Genomic DNA, 18,790 nt, shown 5'->3' with positions numbered 1-18,790 from the left:
TTTGCGACCTCTCTTTTTTTCAAGAATTTACTGTCGGATTAGGGAAGTGATTAGTATTTAGGAATTGCAGGATCGATTTGCTCGCTCCATGCATTAATACCACCCTGTACATTGATCCCATCAATGCCAGCTTGCTTCAAAATACCCAAAGCCTTCATCGATCGTCCACCCATTTTGCAATGCGCAATGAGCTTCTTACCGTCTAACAAAGACTTGACCTTGTCCACTCCATTACCATTTTCGATTTCTGGTAAAGGTATTAATACGGTGTTAGGAATTCTGCCGATTTCCCACTCATTAGGATTGCGAACATCGATGATGAGGTAATCCGATGCACCCGCATCAATAATCTCTTTAAGTTCATTGACGTTAATTTCGGCGATCGCCTTTTGTGCTTCCATTTCGTTTTCTTGTTGTTGAGGAATGCCACAGAACATCTGATAATCAATCAATTTCTCGATTACGGGACGCACTGGATTAGGACGCAGCTTTAGTTCGCGGAAAGTCATCTTCAAGGCATCGTAAAGCAACAAACGACCACTCAAAGTATTTCCCTGTCCGAGAATGATTTTGACAGTTTCCGTCGCTTGGATCACCCCAATAATTCCAGGAAGAATCCCTAAAACGCCACCTTCAGCACAGGAGGGAACTAATCCTGGGGGTGGTGGCTCTGGGTAGAGATCGCGGTAGTTAGGACCACCTTCATAGTTGAAGACCGTAGCCTGCCCTTCAAAGCGGAAAATTGAGCCGTAGACGTTAGGCTTGTTGAGCAATACACAAGCATCATTAACTAGATAGCGCGTGGGGAAATTATCCGTACCATCGACAATGATGTCGTAGGGAGCCATGATCTCCAGAGCATTAGCTGAAGATAGGTGTGTGTTGTAGAGATCGATCTGGCAATAGGGGTTGATTTCTAAGATTCGTGCCTTTGCAGATTCGATCTTTGGTTTACCGACAGTACTAGTGCCATGAATGATTTGACGCTGGAGGTTTGAGGTATCCACCACGTCAAAGTCTACGATGCCAATACGTCCGATGCCTGCGGCCGCGAGGTATAACAACAAGGGCGCACCCAATCCACCCGTACCGATGCACAGTACGCTAGCAGCCTTGAGTCGCTTTTGTCCTTCTACCCCAACTTCAGGCAAGATTAGGTGACGCGAGTAGCGCTCGTAGTCATCTTGGGTGAGTTGAATTGTATTTGGGTCTGGATTGAGCATGATTAAGTAAATCGCACGTTGCTTGCGTTAGCGATCGCTCTTGACGGTTAAAAACTACCTGTTAGGTCGGCTCAACTCACAAATCGAGCCTGCTAACTCAATAATTTAAGGTTGCGATCGCGATTGCCTTTGCTGAATTAGCGTGTTTTAGTATTTCTATTGTAGTTTCCTAGTTTACGCTTTATTGCAATGTTGTATGTTTGTTGCAGTTAAGCTAACCGCTCTAACTACAATCTAAATAGTAAGTAGCTTTGCAAAACTGAAAAGCCTATGCCTCGCGCTTATCGTAGGGTATCGGCTCTGGTTATTCCCATCTAACTTACGATTCAATATGTTTACAAAAGTTTAGATTGCCAAAATTTCAAATGTGACTGAATCTACGCAGTACTATGGAGCTTATGGAAACCCCTTACATCTATTACATTCCCATCTACCCTGATGATGATAATTGCGAAACCTTAATGCATTTATTTATCGGTAAGCCCGGTTTAGATTCGGAAATTATGAGCTTACTCGAAATTCTGGATAATCGCGAGCATAACGGTGAAGCTGTTGACTACGTACATGAGCTGGAACATAAATTTGATTTAAAGCGGGTTTCGGTCAGATTCTTGCCCAGAAAACGCGATCGCGGTGCTGTCCCGATCATGACTTAACGTGAGTTCGGGATAATTTGCAATTGGCTTTGAAAAAGGGTTTGCTATGCAAACCCTTTTTCAAAGCCCAAAAGTAAAAGCCTTGCTACGCAAGGCTTTTACTTTTGGGCTTTGAAAATTCGCCAGCTTAACCCAAACCGACGTTGACTTATACCAAAACACAAAATGACTACGCCATTTTGTGTTTTTAAAACCCTTACTGGATTTGGTTTTCAATTCCCAAAACTGTAGCCATACTTTTGGGAATTGGTATTACTCCCTTACCAGTAAAAAGTTAGACGTTGCGGCGCGAAGCGCCACAACGTTAATTCTTGGTAGTGAAAAGTTAGACATTGCGGCGCGAAGCGCCACAACGTTAATTCTTGGTAGTGAAAAGTTAGACATTGCGGCGTGAAGCGCCACAACGTTAATTCTTGGTAGTGAAAAGTTAGACATTGCGGCGCGAAGCGCCACAACGTTAATTCTTGGTAGTGAAAAATTAGACGTTGCGGCGCTTCGCGCCGCAACACTAATTCTTGGTTTTGTATGTCCATTTCTTTGGTGGGAAGGGAGTAAGTCAAGAAATAGCGGTGCGGGGCTTTGCCCCGCACCGCTATTTCTTGACTGGGAAGGGAGTAGGATGGGTTTTATAGTGATATCCCCACTTCGGGTAATTTCTGTAAGTCTTAGCTAGCCTGTAAAATTAGAACAGATGTAAGTAAAGCAGAGCATTAAAATGGCATTTTTTGATTCTGAGATCGTTCAACATGAAGCTCGCAATCTATTTCAAGACTATCAAGCCCTAACACAGCTTGGTGGTAGTTATGGAAAATTCGATCGCGAGGGAAAAATCCTCTTCATCGAAAAAATGGAAGAGATGATGGATCGCTATAAAATTTTCATGAAGCGATTTGAATTGTCCGACGACTTTATGGCGCAGATGACTCTCAAGCAGTTGGAAAATCAGCTTGGTAATTTCGGAATTACGCCGCAACAGATGTTCGATCAGATGAATATGACTCTTGAAAGAATGAAATCGGAATTGGAACTGCATAATTAGCTTTTAGCTTTTAGTCGTTAGCTGTTGGCTTTTAGCTTTTAGTCGTTGGCTTTTAGTTGCTGGCTTTTAGCCGTTATTTTTTGAATTGGGGACGCGAAATTACAACTACAGCTCTTACAATAAGGTTGCTGTGGGCGAGGGTGGCGATCGCTTCATGTATCGTTGCGCCAGTAGTGTAAATATCATCAACTAGAATTACTGATCGCGGATTTGTCTGTGGCGATCTGTGTGGCAAGGGAACGGCAAAGGCGTGAGACAGGTTCTGGTTCCTTTCTGTGATACTTTTAGTCTGCATCTGGGCTTTTGTATCCTTGACCCTCTGCAAAAGCTGGGGATGGCAGGGCAACGCGCTCAGATCGCAAAAACGCTGAGCGAGAATTTCTGCTTGATTAAAGCCTCTAGACTTTAATTTATTGGCATGGAGAGGGATCGGAATTACCGATAGCTTTTTATAATTTTGGATAAGCGCTTTTGCATGTGGCGATCGCTTCCATGTGGTGGCAATTTTTTCGGCGATCGCTTCCATAATTGCAGGATGATTGCCATATTTACAGGCGGCGATCGCTCTTTTCAAGGCTCCATCGTAAATTCCCCAACTATACAGTGGAAGGTCGGGTGAGATGGGATAATCCGCTTGTAAAAATTCTGGTGATTGACAAGCAGAGATTTGGCGATCGCAGTCTTTACATAGGATTCCATCCGTAGAACGCTTGCATAACGGACAATTTGCTTGCCAGAGAGAATCTATAACAGTGCTAGCTAGTCGATTGATTTTCAAACGATTGCTAAGAGATGTTAACCATTGCATGATCGTTAGATTTGTTTTTGAATTATTGTCTTATACCAATTCACAAAAGTGTTGTCACACTTTCATGAATTAAACACCAAACCCAGTCAGGTTTTGAGATTCCCAAAATGGCTACGCCATTTTGGGAATTGGTATAAGGATTTTATAGCTATTGCCAAATGTACTAGGACATAAACCCCAAGAATTGACTGGCGGCGCGAAGCGCCGCCAGTCAATTCTTGGGGTTTGATTTGTCCTAGTTATTTTTTCACCCGCTGAAGTTTTGGCTCGCTTAAGAGAATTGGAATAACTTCATTGATCAAGTTTAGCAATTCTATTGGCTTCTCTTTCTCCGCTCAAAAAAGCACCATGGACAGTTCCTAAATATTTACCATAGGTTGCCTCACCCGCAAAAAATATCCGATCGCCGATAGGTTCTGCTAAGCGATCGCAATCTTGAATATTGCCATTTACTGAAAATGTGGAGTAGGAACCATAGGCAAAGGGGTCATCATGCCATTTGGTCAGCAATGTGGCAGTTGGCAACTCAATATTTTCACCAAACATCGCTTGCAGATCAGACATAATGTCCATAGATACGTCATTTAGAGACCTCTGGAATAGAGATCGCGAAAAATCACCACTCACTAAAGCGACTAAAATTGGCTGTTGAACATATTTCTGCCAGTTCCAAAAATCAATGTAGCGATCGGCAACATTGCGATTACCGTTGATATATGCCATATAGTGAGGTTCCGATCGCCAAAACTGCTTGGAAAACTTTAAAACCAACTTATTTAATGCTCCCATTCCCAACTGCTTAATCGCTAATAACTTAGCTTCTGGCAACGCTGGGACAAACTCAATCGAACCACGTTTCAATACCCCTAGAGGAACGGTAACAATTACCTGCGAACCTCTAAAAATCCCGCGATCGGTTTTCACCTCAACAGCATTTTCATCGTAGGTAATCTGCTGGACAAGATGTTTGATGCGAATATCTAAATCTTTTGATAAAGCCTGCACAAGTTGGGTATAGCCTTGCGGAAAAACTACATTCGCCCCAGTAAATTCTGAGTCTTCGTTAAAACCTTTAATCCCAAGATGGGCAAGACTTTCGCCCATTTCACTCTCAATTGTCGAAGCCAATCTTGCTTGAAAGGCTTTCAGGGCAACTCCTGAGAGTTTTTCTGATTGAATTATTTCCTGCGCGATATCAGCTAAAGTAATTACCTGCGATGGCGAGGTTTCGTTTTTCAACTTGGTAACCCTAGCCGTAAAAGCTCGAAATGCTTGATTTACAAGTCTTTCATCGGATTCATATAATAGTTGATTAACATCTTGATAATTCCATTGCGAATCATAATCTGAGATGACCGTCTGAATCCCAAATTGTTTGACTAGAGTCGAGATCGGATTCCCATCAATTTTATGAATCCATGCTGCACCTAGATCTAGAGGAACTCCTAAAGAATTATCTGTCCAAATTCTGCCGCCAATGCGATCGCGACCTTCGAGAACTACTACCCGATATCCTAGACTATGTAATTTTTGAGCCGCTGCAATCCCTGCAATGCCTGCACCGACAACAATAACCTGCTGTTTTTCTTCGCTATCATTGGAAGGTTGATTAGTTTGGAGATTAGTTTGGAGATTAGTTTGGAGATTAGTGGAGAGATCGGCTTGTCGCCCACATCCCCAAAGCCAACCTGTTGCCCCCGCATAGGTCAAGTTTCGAGCCTGCAATAAAAACTTTCGCCGTTTATATTTATCCATAGAAACTTTGGTTGCCATCTCTTATAAATCTAAAAGGCGGCGTATTACGCCGCCTTTTTGTTTATTCAACTGTGACAGATTTAGCCAGATTGCGGGGTTGATCGACATCTAAACCTCGATGTGCTGCCACATGATAGGCGAGCAGTTGCAATGGAATCACGGTGAGAATTGGCGAGAAAATCTCATCAACCACAGGAATCGGCAAAATATAGTCAAATACCTCATGCGCCGCAGGATCGTCAAGAGGAGCCACACCAATCAATTTTGCATCCCTCGCTTTCGCTTCTTGAGAATTAGAAAGAACTTTCTCGTACACAGCTCCAGGAGTGGCGATCGCGACAACAGGTACATCTTCGTCTAGTAGAGCGATCGGTCCATGCTTCATTTCCCCTGCGGGATAGCCCTCGGCATGGATGTAGCTAATTTCCTTGAGTTTAAGCGCACCTTCAAGGGCGATCGGGAAATTGATACCACGACCGAGGAAGATGAAATCTTTAGTATGGGTAAACTGACGCGAAAGCTCCTCAATATAACGCTCTTGGCTTTCAAGAATTCTTTCCATATAGGCAGGGAGTTGGCGCAGTCCGTCAATTAATTCCTGCGATCGCTCCGATGACAGACTGCCCTTAGTGATGCCAAACTCTAGGGCAAGTACATAGAACATTAGTAGCTGAGCAATAAAGGTTTTCGTGGCTGCCACCCCAATTTCAATCCCTGCTTGAGTATCGATTACGGCATCCGCAATGCGCCCAATGGAACTTTCAACACGATTTGTAATGCCAAGGCAGCGATCGCCCCTTGATTTTGCCAATTCTAACGCCGCAAGCGTATCGGCAGTTTCTCCCGATTGGGTCACGCCAATAACTAACGTGTTTGATAGGTAAGGTGGTGGTGAATAGCGATATTCAGAAGCATATTGAACGCTAGTGGGAACGCCTGCAATCTGCTCAAGCAGATACTTTCCGACTAAAGAGGCGTGCCAACTGGTTCCACAGGCAATTATTTCTACTCGTTCAATCCGCTCAACAAATCCCGTAGGCAGCCCCAATTTGAGGTGATTGTTTTCGCTAATATAGCTGGCAAGCCCTGCCCTAAACACTCCTGGTTGCTCGTAAATTTCCTTGAGCATATAGTGTTTGAAGCCCTGCTTCTCGACCATGGTCGGGTTCCAGTTTAGGGTCTGGGGTGTTCGACGGAGGCGATCGCCTTTAGCGTTATATACTTGCACCGATTCCCTTGTCAGTCTGGCGATTTCTCCATTTTCTAGGGGAATGACGGTGCGGGTATAGGCAACCAAGGCAGGGGTATCGGAGGCACAGAAGTTTTCTTCTTTACCGATACCAATGACAAGGGGAGCCTGTTGGCGCACCACTACTAATTCATCGGGATAATCAGCATGGATAACGGCGATCGCATAAGCACCTTGCAGCTTCGCCACGGTCAAGCGCACTGCCTCAAACAAAACCGAAGGCGAGTTATCGGGAATAATATTGTCCTGCTTTTCTAGTTGCAGTAAAAACTCCGCGATCATGTGAGGAATCACCTCGGTATCAGTTTCACTGACAAAAATATGACCGAGTTCTTTTAATTCTGTACGGAGAAGATGATAATTCTCAACGATGCCGTTTTGCACAACTGCCAAGTTTCCCAGATTATTGGTATGGGGGTGGGCATTATGTTCCTCAGGCTTACCGTGAGTTGCCCAGCGAGTATGACCGATGCCAATGGGTGCGGATGGGGCAGTGTCAGTGTTTAATTTTTCTTCAAGCTGGATCAGTTTGCCCTTTGCTCTCACCCGATGCAAACTGCGATCGCCTAGGGGAATTGTTGCCACGCCTGCGGAGTCATAGCCGCGATATTCCAGTTTGCGTAGCCCTGAAATTAAAACTTCATTTGCCGAGCGATGTCCGATGTAGCCAACAATTCCACACATAATGTCAATTTGAAGTAGATACGATTACAATTTTCTGCGCTAGGCGTACAAAATTATGATTGTATTTAACCACGTGATAAGTAGCTAGGCATAAGTAAACTTAAAAAAGCAGAGAGCATACCGCCCGCTACACGGGCGGTACGCTCTCTGTTTTTGTTTTTTAATTATGCTGAACTACTTGTTATAGCAATTCACGAAAGTGTGATAACACTTTTGTGAATTAAACACCAAACGCAGTAAGGTTTTGAGATTCCCAAAATGGCGTTGCCATTTTGGGAATTGGTATTACAAATTGATTACAAATTGATTACAAAAGTTGAGAATGGAACATATAGCTGCCGCCAAATGTATCAGACCATAATACCAAATCACAAAATGGCGTAACCATTTTGTGATTTTAAAACCCTTACTGGGTTTGATTTTCAATTTCCAAAAGTGTAGCCACACTCTTGGAAATTGAAAATCAAACCCGAAAGAGAGTTGCCGCGCTCCGCGCGGCAACTCTCTTTCGGGTTTTGATTTTGTCCTAACAAAACTGGCGGCAGCTATAGTTCTGTAATTAGAGAACGCTTGCTAGTAGAGCTTTTTGGGCGTGAAGGCGATTTTCCGCTTCATCCCAAATACGGGACTGCGCTCCTTCCATAACTTCATCCGTAATTTCTTCACCACGATGAGCAGGTAGGCAATGTAAAGCGATCGCAGATTTATCGGCTAAAGCCATAAGTTCGGCATTTAACTGATAGGGCTGAAAAATGGGAACGCGATCTTCCGCTTCCGACTCCTGACCCATGCTCGCCCAAACGTCCGTATAAAGGACATGGGCTGCTTGGGCAGCAAGTTTAGGATCACTGGTCACAATAACTTCAGAATTAGTGGCTAAAGCCTTCGCTTGAGCGACGATTTCGGGATTAGGAGTAAAATTTTTCGGGGAGGCAATGCGAACATTCATGCCCACGAGAGCGCAGCCAATCATCAGGGAATGCGCCATATTATTGCCATCGCCAAGATAGGTGAGGGTGAGTCCTTTTAACGAACCAAAATTTTCCAGTACGGTCAATAGGTCTGCCAAAACTTGACAAGGATGTTCTAAATCGCTCAGAGCATTGATAATTGGGATCTTGGAGAATTTGGCAAAGGTCTCTAGCTCCGCTTGCTCGAAGGTGCGGATTGCTAAAACATCCAAATAGCGATCGAGAACTCTGGCAGTATCTTCTATGGGTTCGCCCCGACTTACTTGGGTTACATTAGGATCGAGGTCGATTACATGCCCCCCCAGTTGATGCATCGCGACGGTAAAGCTAACTCTTGTCCTTGTTGATGCTTTACGAAAGAGCAATCCAAGGGTTTTACGCTGAAAGTCATACTGGATTTCCCCTGATTTAAGCTGTTTTGCAAGTGTCAGTAATTCCTGAATTTCACTTGGTTGCAAATCTGCCAAACTAAGAAGATCTCGTCCCTGAAGGTTTCCCATTGTTGTTAGTTAGAAAAGACTTGTAATGACTCTATCATCAACTTACAGCCCTTTACGTTTATCATAAACCTCACTTCTAAATATCTTCTAAATATATAGCTGTCGCCTGTCCTACAGCGTTTTGCGCTCAAACCCAAACCAAGGAAATTTTTGAAAGCGTTGCGAAGCAACGCTTTCAAAAATTTCCTTTTGGTTCGTTTGATCGATAATCAAACCCCAAGAATTGACTAGCGGCGCTTCGCGCCGCCAGTCAATTCTTGGGGTTTGATTTATGCCAACCTTCTCTTATCGGAGGGCTTAATATAGCTGCCGCCATTTTTGTTAGGACAAAATCAAAAGCCCAAAGAGAGTTGCTGCGCGGAGCGCAGCAACTCTCTTTGGGGTTTTATGTCCTGATACAGTTGGCGGCAGCTATACAAGGAGTGACAACTAGATTTTTACGCCAGATTTACGGGCGATCCAAATCTCCCAATTGCGCAGAAAACTCGATCGCGCTTTAAATATGCTGGAGATCGAAGGTTTAAATACCATTTCGTCGCAGGGAGGCTGTACCAAAATTGTAAATAGACCGAGGCGATTACCCACAATCGTATCGGTAAATAAGCGATCGCCTACCATCGCAACTTGAGAAGGAGGAAACCCCATCGCTTCAAGAACCTGACGTACCACTCGCCGCGAAGGTTTGCCAGCCCGACTGCGGTAGGGAAGGCTTAAACTCTCAGCAACCTTCTGAATACGGCGATCGCTAAAATTGTTGCTGGCTAGCCAGATTGGATAATTTTGCCGCATTTGCTCTACCCACAACCGAATTTCCTCTGACACATCAGCTTCGTCATCACCTATTAAGGTATTGTCCACATCCAAAATTAAGCCCCGCAATCCATGCTTTTCCATTAGTTGCGGTGTGATCTTATAAATTGGGGCTGACAAAACTAAGTCAGGAGCAATAAGTTGCCAAGGTTTCACAAATATTTTGATAATGTTAATTAAATAATCAATGATATTTTACAGTGCTTTGAACCAATCTTTCGTAATGCGATCAGCCTGTTTCTGCGACGGCAATATAAGGGATGAAGTGCCACGCTTCGCGTGGCACTTCATCCCTTATATTGCTAACTATTGCTAGCTATTGTTTTGGTGCTTTCTGTTGAATTTTTTTGTCGATCGCCTGCAAGGCTTTTTCGTGATCCTCTAAAGTCCGACTAAACACATGGCTACCGTCATATTTGGCAACAAAAAATAGATAGTCAGTTGTCGCAGGATCGAGGGTCGCCTTGAGGCTGGCTAAACCTACGGAAGCGATCGCTCCTGGGGGAAGCCCTTCATTTAGATAAGTATTGTAAGGAGAAGCCGTTCGTACCTGTTCCAAGGTCAGAGGATTTTCTGGGGTCTGACGAATGTTTAACCCATATTCAACGGTCGGATCGGACTCCAGTCGTTTATTTTGTTTGAGTCGATTCCAAAAAACGCCAGCGATGATCCGTCGCTCGGTGTCAATAACTGCTTCTTTTTCGACAATACTAGCGAGCGTTACCCAATCCTTGAGACTGACTTTGACCTTGGGCTTACCAGACTGGCTTTCTTGATAAACGGGCAAAGCAACCTGCTCAAACCGATCAAGCATCAAATTAATGATGCGATCGGGAGTTGCCTCAGATGGCAAGATTTGGTAGGTATCGGGAAATAGAAAACCTTCCAAACTGGGGACATCTTCGGGCAGCCAACTGCGGCGCTTGGGACTCGTCCGTTGAGCTGCGGCAACAAAATCCTTCGCACTGAAAAATCCTTGCTTCTCAAATAAATCTGCCATCTGTGCGATCGTCCAACCTTCAGGAACCGTAAATCGGACTTCTGCCGATTTCGTGGTCTGAATTTGAGCCACCACCTCTTGCAAAGATTGATTGGTCGTTAGGTCGTAGGTTCCCGATTTCAATGCGACTGAATCGTTGCCCCGCCACGATTGCCACTGTAGCCACAGACGCAAAGCTAAGCTAGAGCGGATTATACCCGCTGATTCTAGTTCTTGGGCGATCGCTTGAGTTGGCATCCCCTCAGATATGGTTAATCGAACTTTTATGCCAAAACTACTAGGCGCGGCACTTGCCCAAATCCACCAAGAACTACTAACTAAACCAGTAAATAAGATGGTTGCGGGGATAGCAATGCCATAAAACAGCCAATTAGAACTCTTCTTCGGCATCTTCTGTGCTGAGGACATGGTCTAGATATTGCTCCACATAAGGCTCAAGTGCTGCCATCTCTTCTGGAGAAAGGATTTCTGGTTGACCATCATCACCAACTTTCGCAATAAACATCAGAGGGTCGAGGGATGTAAATACTGAAAAAGCTTGCTCTTCATAGTAGAAATGGGCTAGCTCTTGAAACTCACCACAATTACCATCTTCTTCAGTATCAATCTCAATGATATCTTCTTCAGTTGCTTCAGGTAATTCACCCTCAACGGTCAATGTATGAGCCGACCTTTTGAGAGAAAGATTTTGTTCTGCAAGAACGGCCTGAGCGACTGGAAAAATTAGATCGATTTCCTCTTCTGTGACATCGACCAATTCAGTTTCTTCTTCGTCATCGGTTTCTTGCCATGCAAAGATTTGCACGGAAAAATCCACTGGTTGCAGCAACAAATATTCGGTGCTGTCCACTTTAAACGCGGTTTCGACAGTGCAAGGCAAGCTCTTACCTGCGTCATCCGTAAGTACGATCGTCGATCCTTCCATAGATTGCTGTTTTGTATCCTATAGCACTACTAGCTCAGAGAAACCCTCTTGTATAAGGCTTTTGGCGCTTTTAAGCATTATGACAGCAAAGGGGACATATTTGGAAATATCAGAGATGTGGCTTGGTGGCATATCTATTTACAGCATTTATAGCTTGTTACCACGCCAATTGAAGGAATATCGCGATCGCTTAACAGTAGCCCAAGCGGCGCTTGCGCTACTGTTTTTGAGGAGCTAATAATTACTTATAATTACTTAGAACGTTTTAAAGCTAGCCATTGCTGCAAAATGAGAGCAGCCGCTTTGCGATCAATCATTTCTTTGTTGTGCCTTGTGGAAATTCCCTGCGATCGCATCATTTCTTCGGCTTCGTAGGAAGTTAGCCGCTCATCGACAAATTCCACTGAGATACCTAATTGCTTAGCCGCACCCTTGGCAAATTTTTGAACATGTTTAGCTTGATGACCGAGGGAGCCATCCATGTTGTAGGGCAAACCTACGACTAAAGTATCGATCGCCCTTTCTAAAATTAGCGATCGCAGAATTGCCATATCTTCATCCCACGATCGGCGGGTAATGGTGGTAATCCCATGCACGGTTATACCGAGGCGATCGCATCCAGCGACACCGATCCTTTTTCTGCCAACATCTAAACCTAAGGCTGCATAATGCATAAACTGTTTTGGGCTTTCTTTAGGCTTATTTTGGGCTTGCCGCGCCATGTCAAGCTACTGATTTTGAAATGGTTGGACTTTTTGGATGAGGGCTTGCGATCGGGCAATAATCGTCGTCCAGTCGTCCTCAGCGATCGCTTCTGGCGAAAATAAATGGCTAGATAGACCCACGGCGATCGCCCCTGCCGCTAGAAATCGATCCGCATTTTGCATTGTAACTCCCCCTGTAGGAATGAGGGGAATATCGCGCAATACGGGCTGTAAGCATTTCAGGTAATCAACCCCACCCACCACTTTAATCGGAAAAACTTTAACTGCCGATGCCCCCGCTTGCCATGCGGTAATTATTTCTGTGGGGGTCAAGGCTCCAGCAATCACAGGAATATTATTTTCGACTCCCTTGGCAATTAAGTCGGGATTGGTATGGGGCGTAAATAAAAAGCTACAACCACAGGCGATCGCTTTCTCCGCACTATCAATATCGAGAACAGTACCCGTCCCAATTTTGCAGTCAGGTAATTCCTGTTGTAATTTGGGAATGAGCGACTCAGCGCGATCGGTATTCCAAGCAATCTCTATGAGCTTGATACCCCCTGCGGCGGCGGCAAGCGCCATCTCCCTTGCAATACTAATATTATCAGCGCGAATAACGGCAATAATGCGATGCTGTTGCAACAAACTTAGCCAAGGATTCACAGGATTTTTGCAAAAATTTGCATTGGCGATCGACTCCCAAAGATCATTACATAAAGCCTTAGTTTTGCAAACCCAGAGGGAAGGAATCTTGACTCTTTCACAGCTTTTCAGTAGCTAACTTAAGTGGCTAGGCATAATTAAAATCCAGACCAAAGAGCTGTGGCGCAAGCTGCGCTTGCGCCACAGCTCTTTGGCTTTATATTTAATTGCACCCAGTTATACCAATTCCCAAAATGGCGTTGCCATTTTGGGAATCTCAAAACCTTACTGGGTTTAGTTTTTAATTCACAAAAGTGTTGTCACATTTTCGTGAATTGGTACTATAGCTGCCACCAACTGTAACCCCAAATAGATTTGCCGCGCAGAGCGCAGCAAATCTATTTGGGGGTTTATGTCCTGATAAAACTGGCGGCAGCTATATGAGGCATTCATGGGGCATGAATGCCTCATAATATGTCTTGGATTACAAATGGTAGAAAATATCTATGGCTTTGAAAGTTGGCGATCTTGCCCCAGAATTTAGTGTGGCTGATACCCACGGCAATATTGTGTCTCTTGCCAGTCTTAAGGGCAAACGGGTAGTTCTATATTTCTATCCCCGCGACAATACCCCAGGATGCACCAAGGAAGCTTGCGGTTTTCGCGATCGCTATGCCGAGTTTCAAGCGAAAAATACGCTGGTTTTCGGCGTTAGCACCGATGATGCGAAATCTCATCAAAAATTTACCGAAAAGTTTGACTTACCTTTTCCTTTGCTCTGTGACGTGGATGCTAAGGTGGCTACTGCCTACGAGAGCTATGGCAAAAAGCAAATGATGGGAAAAGAATATATGGGTATCTTCCGCAATACCTTTGTGATCGATGCAGAAGGTAAAATCGAGAAAATTTATCTTGCTGTCAAAGCTGAGCCTCACCCCGCTCAAGTTTTAGCCGATAGCTAGGTAAAGGAGGAATCTCCCCATCCTCCATATATTTATACCAAATCCCAAAATGGCGTTGCCATTTTGGGATTCTCAAAACCTTACTGGGTTTGTTTTTTAGTTCACTGAAGTCTTGGCTCACTTCAGTGAGTTGATATTACAATTATCTGAGGTGGAAATCTTGAATTTAAGCAAAAGCAAAACTGCTAGCTCGACCAATAACTCAATTAATAATTTAACTAGCAACTTAACTAGTAACTTAACTAGTAACTTAACTAAAGCTAATTGGACAATTCGTGATCGCCAGTTCATTTGGGGCGATCGCACCTATCTAATGGGTATTTTGAATGTTACCCCCGATAGTTTTAGCGATGGTGGGCAGTTTAACTCGCGAGATGCCGCACTTAAACAGGTCGCTCAGATGATTCCCTATATTGACATGCTCGATATTGGGGGCGAATCGACCCGTCCTAATGCCGCAGCAATTAGCGCCGCCGAGGAGATTGATCGCGTTTTGCCGATCGTCGCCGCAATTCGAGATGAATATCCTGATCTGCCGATATCCATCGATACGGTGAAGGCAAGTGTCGCTAAAGCCGCGATCGCCGCAGGAGCCGATATGCTTAATGATGTCTCCGCAGGTAGAGCCGATCCTGAAATGTTGCCTCTGGCGGGTAAGTTACAAGTCCCCATCTTTTTGATGCATATGCAGGGGGAGCCAAGGACTATGCAAATTAATCCCCAATATCGTGACGTGGTCAAGGATATTCAGCAATTTCTCACCGACGCAATTTCTGTCGCCAAGTCCTGCGGCATTCCCAAGCATTTAGTTGCGATCGATCCTGGCATCGGTTTTGGCAAAACCCTCGATCATAATCTCGAACTATTAAGAAATTTGCGAGCCTTCCAGTCGATCCCTGTGCCCCTGCTGCTGGGAGTATCCCGCAAAAGTTTTATTGGTAAATTATGCGATCGCCCAGATCCTAGCGATCGCCTTTTGGGAACGATTGCGGCCTGTAGTGCCGGCATTGCGGGAGGAGCAGATATCTTACGGGTTCACGATCCTAAGGAAGTAGCGGAGGCTTGTCGAGTGAGCGACGCAATATTTCGGTATTAGTCCCTATGGTTTCTTATCGAAATATTGCATAATCCCTATGCATAATTGATGCATAATCGGTCAAGATCGACCAAGATCAAAAAGTATCCGTAACAGTCCATCAGTTACAATAGGCAAACAGGATGTAGGCTTTAATACAATCCAGTAAAGTTTGTAATCATTTTTTAGAGGGCAAGACGTGCCACAGGCTAAGCATTTGCTGATTGGTTCAACTAGATCGGGCAGTGGAAAATCAGCAACAATTCTGGGATTAACATACAACTTGCAAGCCAAGGGTTACAAAGTTGGCTACGGAAAACCAATTGGTACTTTTACGACCAAGGAGTTACCCGAAGCAGCCGAGCGCAGTGAAGCTGATGTGGAATTTATTAAGCAAACCTTAAGCTTGCCACAGTCACTTTTGCGTCCTACCCTCCTTAATCTTGACCGCTCTGCCCTCCAGCGCCGCCTATCTGGTGAAGATACGGCTGATTACAGCGATAAGCTTGAAGAATATAAAGAAATCATTGAAGGCGATATCGTCTTTCTTGAAGCTCCTGCCAATACTGCGGAAGGGGCGATTTTTGGGCTTTCTTTAGAGCAAATGGCAGTCCATCTTGAAGCTCCAATTCTATTAGTGATGCGGTTTGGCTCTCTGTTGGTGGTCGATCATATCCTCATGGCAAAACGACGTTTTGGCGATCGCCTCTTGGGTGTGGTAATTAATGATATCCCCGATGAGCAGTACGAAACGGCGATCGAGATCCTGCACCCATACCTCGAAAATCAAGGCATTCCCGTATTTGCCCTGATGCCCGAAAACCGTACCCTAAGAAGCGTTAGCGTCTCTGAGATCATTGAGCAGCTCGGTGCAAGCATTCTCTGCCAGCCCGAAAATATCGATCTTGGCAAAATTATGGTCGAAGAACTCAAAATCGGGGCTATGGATGTTAGCTCAGCACAAAGCTATTTCCGTAAGTCCTACAATAAAGCAGTAATTACAGGCAGTAGTCGGATCGATCTTCAGTTTGCGGCGCTTGAGACCTCCACAAATTGTTTAATTTTAACGGGTCGTCCTTTTGTAAATGAGGATGTCGCTCACAAGGCAATGGAATTAGGCGTACCGATTCTCGCCGTTAGCAAGGATACCCTCAGCACCGTTAGCATTATCGAAGGTTGCCTCGGTCAGGTGCGATTGCATGAAGGGGTAAAGGTGACTAGCATTTGCGAAATGATGGGCAAGCATTTTAATTTTGATCGCTTCCTGAAGCTAATGAATATCAAAGCCTTAGCGAAGGTTTAATTATACTAATCATCTATTGATCTAAGTAGCTGAGCGCAAAATATAAACCCCCAAAACCTGTAGCGCACGCTGCGCGTGCGCTACAGGTTTTGGGGGTTTAATTATGCCCAAATACTTATCTAAGTGCTTGTGTAAAATAAATTACCAAAACCCGTAAAGTTGCGCCCCTACGGGGCGCAACTTTACGGGTTTTGCTAGCTACTTAATAGGTAATACCAATTCTCAAAAGTGTGGCTACACTTTTGAGAATTAAAACCCAAACCCAGTAAGGGTTTTAAAACCACAAAATGGCTACGCCATTTCTTAACTTGGTGTAAAAAGGCTGCACTCAAGTGCAGCCTTTTTACATTTCTTACATTTCTTGCAAGGTTTTCCATCCAGGCGACCATAGCGATCGCCTATTTAGAGCTTTAGCATTGAGCCAAAACCTTACAGAGTCATCGCAGGCGGCTTTGATCTCGGCAAAAACTAAGTCTCCTTCATTTTTGCGATTGACAACAACAAAATGTCTCCAACCGAAGGTTTCCTGCTCGGCAGTCCATTTTGAACCGATCAGATGGGGAAATTTCTGTTTTTTTGCCATAGAAACTTAATCAACATCGTCATCATCGAGATCGTCATCATCATCGATGTAACTAGGATCGTCACCCAACATTAATTCACTCAATTCTTCAGCTTCATCATCAAACTTTAAGCTGGATTCAGTGCCTTCTCTAGCGATGAGCCGACCCGTTGACTCGAGCCAGTCAAGAATCGACGCTTGCTGTTGAGTAGGAATAATTGCGGCGGGCTGATTTCGGCGCTGTACACGCAAAGCGGGATTATTAATCATAAAAATATCAAGTAAAATTCCTAGTCTAATTTAAGAAGCGAGCCTCGCACGCTTCTTAAACCGTTAGAAGCCTGCGGGTAAACCTAAACCACCAGTAAGATCTTCCATCTTTTGTTTCATCGTACCCGTAGAAAGTTGATAGGCATCCTTAAGGGCGGCGAGTACCAAGTCTGATAAAACCTCTGCCCCCTCATTCAAAGCTTCAGGAGCAATTTCTACGCTTTGAGGCTCTTGGTTACCGCTTAGAGTTACCTTCACCAAACCACTACCCGATTCACCCGTTAGGCGCAGTTGATCTAATTCTTCTTGCAGCTTTTTAGCGCCTTCTTGAATTTGCTGGGCTTTTTGGAAGGCTTCTTTCATTTTGCCTAAACCAAAGCCAAATCCTTTTCCCTCTGACATAGCAGTATCAGTTGTATCCTAAGTTTTCCCATACATTATGTCACTAATCGACACGGTTCGGTAAATTCCAGAGCGAGGAGGTCTGAAATTGCCGCACTGTTTCGCCATTTACGCTAGAAAAACACTACTCGACTGTCAAATCCTTGACGACGAATAGTCAGGTTGAGGGTTTCGGCGCTAGGGCGATCGGGATAGCCTTGAACTTCGATATAAGTACCGCGATAGGAAGAACGTAGCTGGGCGCTGGGGGCGATCGCTTGTACGCGCTGTAATTCTGAGGTTTGTCCTGTGGGAATAATCACGAAATAGCGAAGTTGCGAGGTATTGACGATACCTTGACTGGCGATCGGCTGATTGGCATTCTGAATGGGGATCGGTTGGCTTTGCTGAGAAACTGGTTGTGGCGATCGCACGATCTCGATCGCGTTGCTTTGGTTGCTCGGCAGCTCTGATCCTGGTACATTGGGCAGGGCATCGGTGCGAGTTGTCTGAATGGGGACTGACTCGACGGGGATTGGCGCGGAAGAAGTAGGTGTTATAGGCTGAACGGTGTTACTAGGAACAGTCGCCAATTTACTCTGGACGGTTTTGATTTGGGGGGCGAGTCCTGCTTGACTGAACTGGGCGGCTCGACGTTGCGCTAGATTTAAGTTATTGAAGCGTCCTAACTGTACGACTTGCTCACCCGTGTCTAGGCGGCTGATAAATGCATCGGGAGCTAATACCTTTGCCTGTTTAACATTGGCTACATTTGGTAAATATACGAGGTACTGAGCGCCAGCGCTTACGGGTGTGACTGTTACGGAATCATTGGGGAAAGACTGAGCATTGCTGGCACTGTTAAAGTTAATTAGCAGATTCGCGCTAACACTCAAGAGCGAGGCTAGCCCAAAGGCAAGGCTACGAAGAGGGGTTGTGTGTGTGGGGAGTCTCATATACTTGCTAGCCGAAGGTAGCGGGAATAAGGAAATTGGGCGCGATTGTACCATACTCTACAAGACTCGCATAATCTCTTTTAGTTCAATATTTCTGGCAATATTTCGGTAATTTGCAAGCAAAATAATCTAGGCAAGCTCTTATAACTGTCGTCAACTGTATCAGGACATAAACCCCAAAATAGTGTTGCCGCGCGGAGCGCGGCAACACTATTTTGGGGTTTATGTATTAATCGCTTGACTAAGTAAGTGGGCTTAATTAAATATAAAACCCTAAAACCTGCGGCGCACGCTGCGCGTGCGCCGCAGGTT

The 18,790-nt window shown here is 44.7% G+C and carries 19 protein-coding genes; 5 read left to right on the top strand and 14 right to left on the bottom strand.

The annotated features are described in order from the left end of the window. Nucleotides 1-50 precede the first annotated feature (50 nt). Nucleotides 51-1,223, bottom strand: a complete 1,173-nt coding sequence (moeB, locus tag PseudUWO310_RS02965; protein ID WP_142598877.1) for a molybdopterin-synthase adenylyltransferase MoeB — start codon at nucleotides 1,221-1,223, stop codon at nucleotides 51-53. Nucleotides 1,224-1,621: 398 nt separating this feature from the next. On the opposite strand from moeB, the gene PseudUWO310_RS02960 reads away from it, so the two are divergent. Beyond that, nucleotides 1,622-1,879: a hypothetical protein gene (locus tag PseudUWO310_RS02960; protein WP_190315886.1), complete on the top strand. Its 258-nt coding sequence runs from the start codon at nucleotides 1,622-1,624 to the stop codon at nucleotides 1,877-1,879. 715 nt (nucleotides 1,880-2,594) lie between these two features. Further along, nucleotides 2,595-2,918, top strand: coding sequence for a DUF1825 family protein (locus PseudUWO310_RS02955; protein ID WP_009626703.1), 324 nt, complete (start codon nucleotides 2,595-2,597; stop codon nucleotides 2,916-2,918). Between the two features lie 73 nt (nucleotides 2,919-2,991). Here the strand turns inward: PseudUWO310_RS02955 and PseudUWO310_RS02950 are convergent, their stop codons facing one another. From PseudUWO310_RS02950 to PseudUWO310_RS02910, 9 genes are all read right to left on the bottom strand, one after another. Continuing rightward, nucleotides 2,992-3,726: a ComF family protein gene (locus PseudUWO310_RS02950; protein ID WP_142598873.1), complete on the bottom strand. Its 735-nt coding sequence runs from the start codon at nucleotides 3,724-3,726 to the stop codon at nucleotides 2,992-2,994. A 291-nt stretch (nucleotides 3,727-4,017) separates the two neighbouring features. Further along, a complete protein-coding gene (locus PseudUWO310_RS02945) occupies nucleotides 4,018-5,499 on the bottom strand; it encodes a flavin monoamine oxidase family protein (RefSeq protein WP_142598871.1) in 1,482 nt (493 codons plus the stop codon). A gap of 43 nt (nucleotides 5,500-5,542) precedes the next feature. After that, a complete protein-coding gene (gene glmS / locus PseudUWO310_RS02940; protein ID WP_142598869.1) occupies nucleotides 5,543-7,414 on the bottom strand; it encodes a glutamine--fructose-6-phosphate transaminase (isomerizing) in 1,872 nt (623 codons plus the stop codon). A 559-nt stretch (nucleotides 7,415-7,973) separates the two neighbouring features. Continuing rightward, complete coding sequence (argF, locus tag PseudUWO310_RS02935; protein ID WP_142598867.1) at nucleotides 7,974-8,885, bottom strand: ornithine carbamoyltransferase; 912 nt, start codon at nucleotides 8,883-8,885, stop codon at nucleotides 7,974-7,976. 429 nt (nucleotides 8,886-9,314) lie between these two features. Next, on the bottom strand, nucleotides 9,315-9,863 hold the full coding sequence (locus PseudUWO310_RS02930) for a YqeG family HAD IIIA-type phosphatase (RefSeq protein ID WP_411729013.1): 549 nt from the start codon (nucleotides 9,861-9,863) through the stop codon (nucleotides 9,315-9,317). A gap of 148 nt (nucleotides 9,864-10,011) precedes the next feature. Continuing rightward, entirely contained in the window at nucleotides 10,012-11,103 is a 1,092-nt protein-coding gene (mltG, locus tag PseudUWO310_RS02925; protein WP_223805506.1) for an endolytic transglycosylase MltG, read from the bottom strand. Continuing rightward, entirely contained in the window at nucleotides 11,066-11,620 is a 555-nt protein-coding gene (locus PseudUWO310_RS02920) for a DUF3727 domain-containing protein (protein WP_009626243.1), read from the bottom strand. The genes mltG and PseudUWO310_RS02920 overlap by 38 nt, the downstream gene beginning before the upstream one ends. Nucleotides 11,621-11,871: 251 nt before the next feature. Then, nucleotides 11,872-12,294, bottom strand: a complete 423-nt coding sequence (ruvX, locus tag PseudUWO310_RS02915; protein WP_142599026.1) for a Holliday junction resolvase RuvX — start codon at nucleotides 12,292-12,294, stop codon at nucleotides 11,872-11,874. 54 nt (nucleotides 12,295-12,348) lie between these two features. After that, entirely contained in the window at nucleotides 12,349-12,990 is a 642-nt protein-coding gene (locus PseudUWO310_RS02910; protein WP_142598863.1) for a bifunctional 4-hydroxy-2-oxoglutarate aldolase/2-dehydro-3-deoxy-phosphogluconate aldolase, read from the bottom strand. Between the two features lie 485 nt (nucleotides 12,991-13,475). Between PseudUWO310_RS02910 and bcp the strand changes: the two genes are divergently transcribed. The 3 genes from bcp to PseudUWO310_RS02895 all read left to right on the top strand — a co-directional run bounded on the left by bcp (nucleotide 13,476) and on the right by PseudUWO310_RS02895 (nucleotide 16,309). Then, nucleotides 13,476-13,931: a thioredoxin-dependent thiol peroxidase gene (bcp, locus tag PseudUWO310_RS02905; RefSeq protein ID WP_142598861.1), complete on the top strand. Its 456-nt coding sequence runs from the start codon at nucleotides 13,476-13,478 to the stop codon at nucleotides 13,929-13,931. A gap of 160 nt (nucleotides 13,932-14,091) precedes the next feature. After that, nucleotides 14,092-15,027 (top strand): dihydropteroate synthase, encoded by a 936-nt coding sequence (gene folP, locus PseudUWO310_RS02900; RefSeq protein WP_142598859.1) that lies wholly within the window; start codon nucleotides 14,092-14,094, stop codon nucleotides 15,025-15,027. A gap of 178 nt (nucleotides 15,028-15,205) precedes the next feature. After that, entirely contained in the window at nucleotides 15,206-16,309 is a 1,104-nt protein-coding gene (locus tag PseudUWO310_RS02895) for a phosphotransacetylase family protein (protein WP_142598857.1), read from the top strand. 352 nt (nucleotides 16,310-16,661) lie between these two features. Here PseudUWO310_RS02895 and PseudUWO310_RS02890 read toward each other — a convergent pair whose 3' ends face one another. From PseudUWO310_RS02890 to PseudUWO310_RS02875, 4 genes are all read right to left on the bottom strand, one after another. Then, complete coding sequence (locus PseudUWO310_RS02890; protein WP_009626249.1) at nucleotides 16,662-16,892, bottom strand: TIGR02450 family Trp-rich protein; 231 nt, start codon at nucleotides 16,890-16,892, stop codon at nucleotides 16,662-16,664. Between the two features lie 6 nt (nucleotides 16,893-16,898). Next, nucleotides 16,899-17,141 carry a DUF3134 domain-containing protein gene (locus tag PseudUWO310_RS02885; RefSeq protein WP_009626250.1) on the bottom strand — a complete coding sequence of 81 codons (243 nt, stop codon included), beginning with the start codon at nucleotides 17,139-17,141 and terminating at the stop codon, nucleotides 16,899-16,901. A 63-nt stretch (nucleotides 17,142-17,204) separates the two neighbouring features. Further along, nucleotides 17,205-17,543 carry a YbaB/EbfC family nucleoid-associated protein gene (locus PseudUWO310_RS02880; RefSeq protein WP_009626251.1) on the bottom strand — a complete coding sequence of 113 codons (339 nt, stop codon included), beginning with the start codon at nucleotides 17,541-17,543 and terminating at the stop codon, nucleotides 17,205-17,207. Between the two features lie 113 nt (nucleotides 17,544-17,656). Then, entirely contained in the window at nucleotides 17,657-18,478 is an 822-nt protein-coding gene (locus PseudUWO310_RS02875) for a hypothetical protein (RefSeq protein ID WP_142598855.1), read from the bottom strand. Nucleotides 18,479-18,790 lie beyond the last annotated feature (312 nt).

This window comes from Pseudanabaena sp. UWO310 (assembly GCF_006861605.1).
Taxonomy (GTDB): Bacteria; Cyanobacteriota; Cyanobacteriia; order Pseudanabaenales; family Pseudanabaenaceae; genus Pseudanabaena.
Note: the sequence above shows the minus strand (reverse complement) of the source record. Positions and strands in the feature narration are given on the sequence as shown.

Excerpts from the sequence above, each read along its gene's own strand:
- PseudUWO310_RS02960 (WP_190315886.1), top strand. The coding sequence starts at position 1,622 with ATGGAAACCCCTTACATCTATTACATTCCCATCTACCCTGATGATGAT.
- PseudUWO310_RS02880 (WP_009626251.1), bottom strand. The coding sequence starts at position 17,543 with ATGTCAGAGGGAAAAGGATTTGGCTTTGGTTTAGGCAAAATGAAAGAA.
- ruvX (WP_142599026.1), bottom strand. The coding sequence starts at position 12,294 with ATGCATTATGCAGCCTTAGGTTTAGATGTTGGCAGAAAAAGGATCGGT.
- PseudUWO310_RS02890 (WP_009626249.1), bottom strand. The coding sequence starts at position 16,892 with ATGGCAAAAAAACAGAAATTTCCCCATCTGATCGGTTCAAAATGGACT.
- moeB (WP_142598877.1), bottom strand. The coding sequence starts at position 1,223 with ATGCTCAATCCAGACCCAAATACAATTCAACTCACCCAAGATGACTAC.
- glmS (WP_142598869.1), bottom strand. The coding sequence starts at position 7,414 with ATGTGTGGAATTGTTGGCTACATCGGACATCGCTCGGCAAATGAAGTT.
- PseudUWO310_RS02950 (WP_142598873.1), bottom strand. The coding sequence starts at position 3,726 with ATGCAATGGTTAACATCTCTTAGCAATCGTTTGAAAATCAATCGACTA.
- argF (WP_142598867.1), bottom strand. The coding sequence starts at position 8,885 with ATGGGAAACCTTCAGGGACGAGATCTTCTTAGTTTGGCAGATTTGCAA.
- PseudUWO310_RS02955 (WP_009626703.1), top strand. The coding sequence starts at position 2,595 with ATGGCATTTTTTGATTCTGAGATCGTTCAACATGAAGCTCGCAATCTA.
- mltG (WP_223805506.1), bottom strand. The coding sequence starts at position 11,103 with ATGTCCTCAGCACAGAAGATGCCGAAGAAGAGTTCTAATTGGCTGTTT.
- PseudUWO310_RS02885 (WP_009626250.1), bottom strand. The coding sequence starts at position 17,141 with ATGATTAATAATCCCGCTTTGCGTGTACAGCGCCGAAATCAGCCCGCC.
- bcp (WP_142598861.1), top strand. The coding sequence starts at position 13,476 with ATGGCTTTGAAAGTTGGCGATCTTGCCCCAGAATTTAGTGTGGCTGAT.
- PseudUWO310_RS02875 (WP_142598855.1), bottom strand. The coding sequence starts at position 18,478 with ATGAGACTCCCCACACACACAACCCCTCTTCGTAGCCTTGCCTTTGGG.
- PseudUWO310_RS02920 (WP_009626243.1), bottom strand. The coding sequence starts at position 11,620 with ATGGAAGGATCGACGATCGTACTTACGGATGACGCAGGTAAGAGCTTG.
- PseudUWO310_RS02945 (WP_142598871.1), bottom strand. The coding sequence starts at position 5,499 with ATGGCAACCAAAGTTTCTATGGATAAATATAAACGGCGAAAGTTTTTA.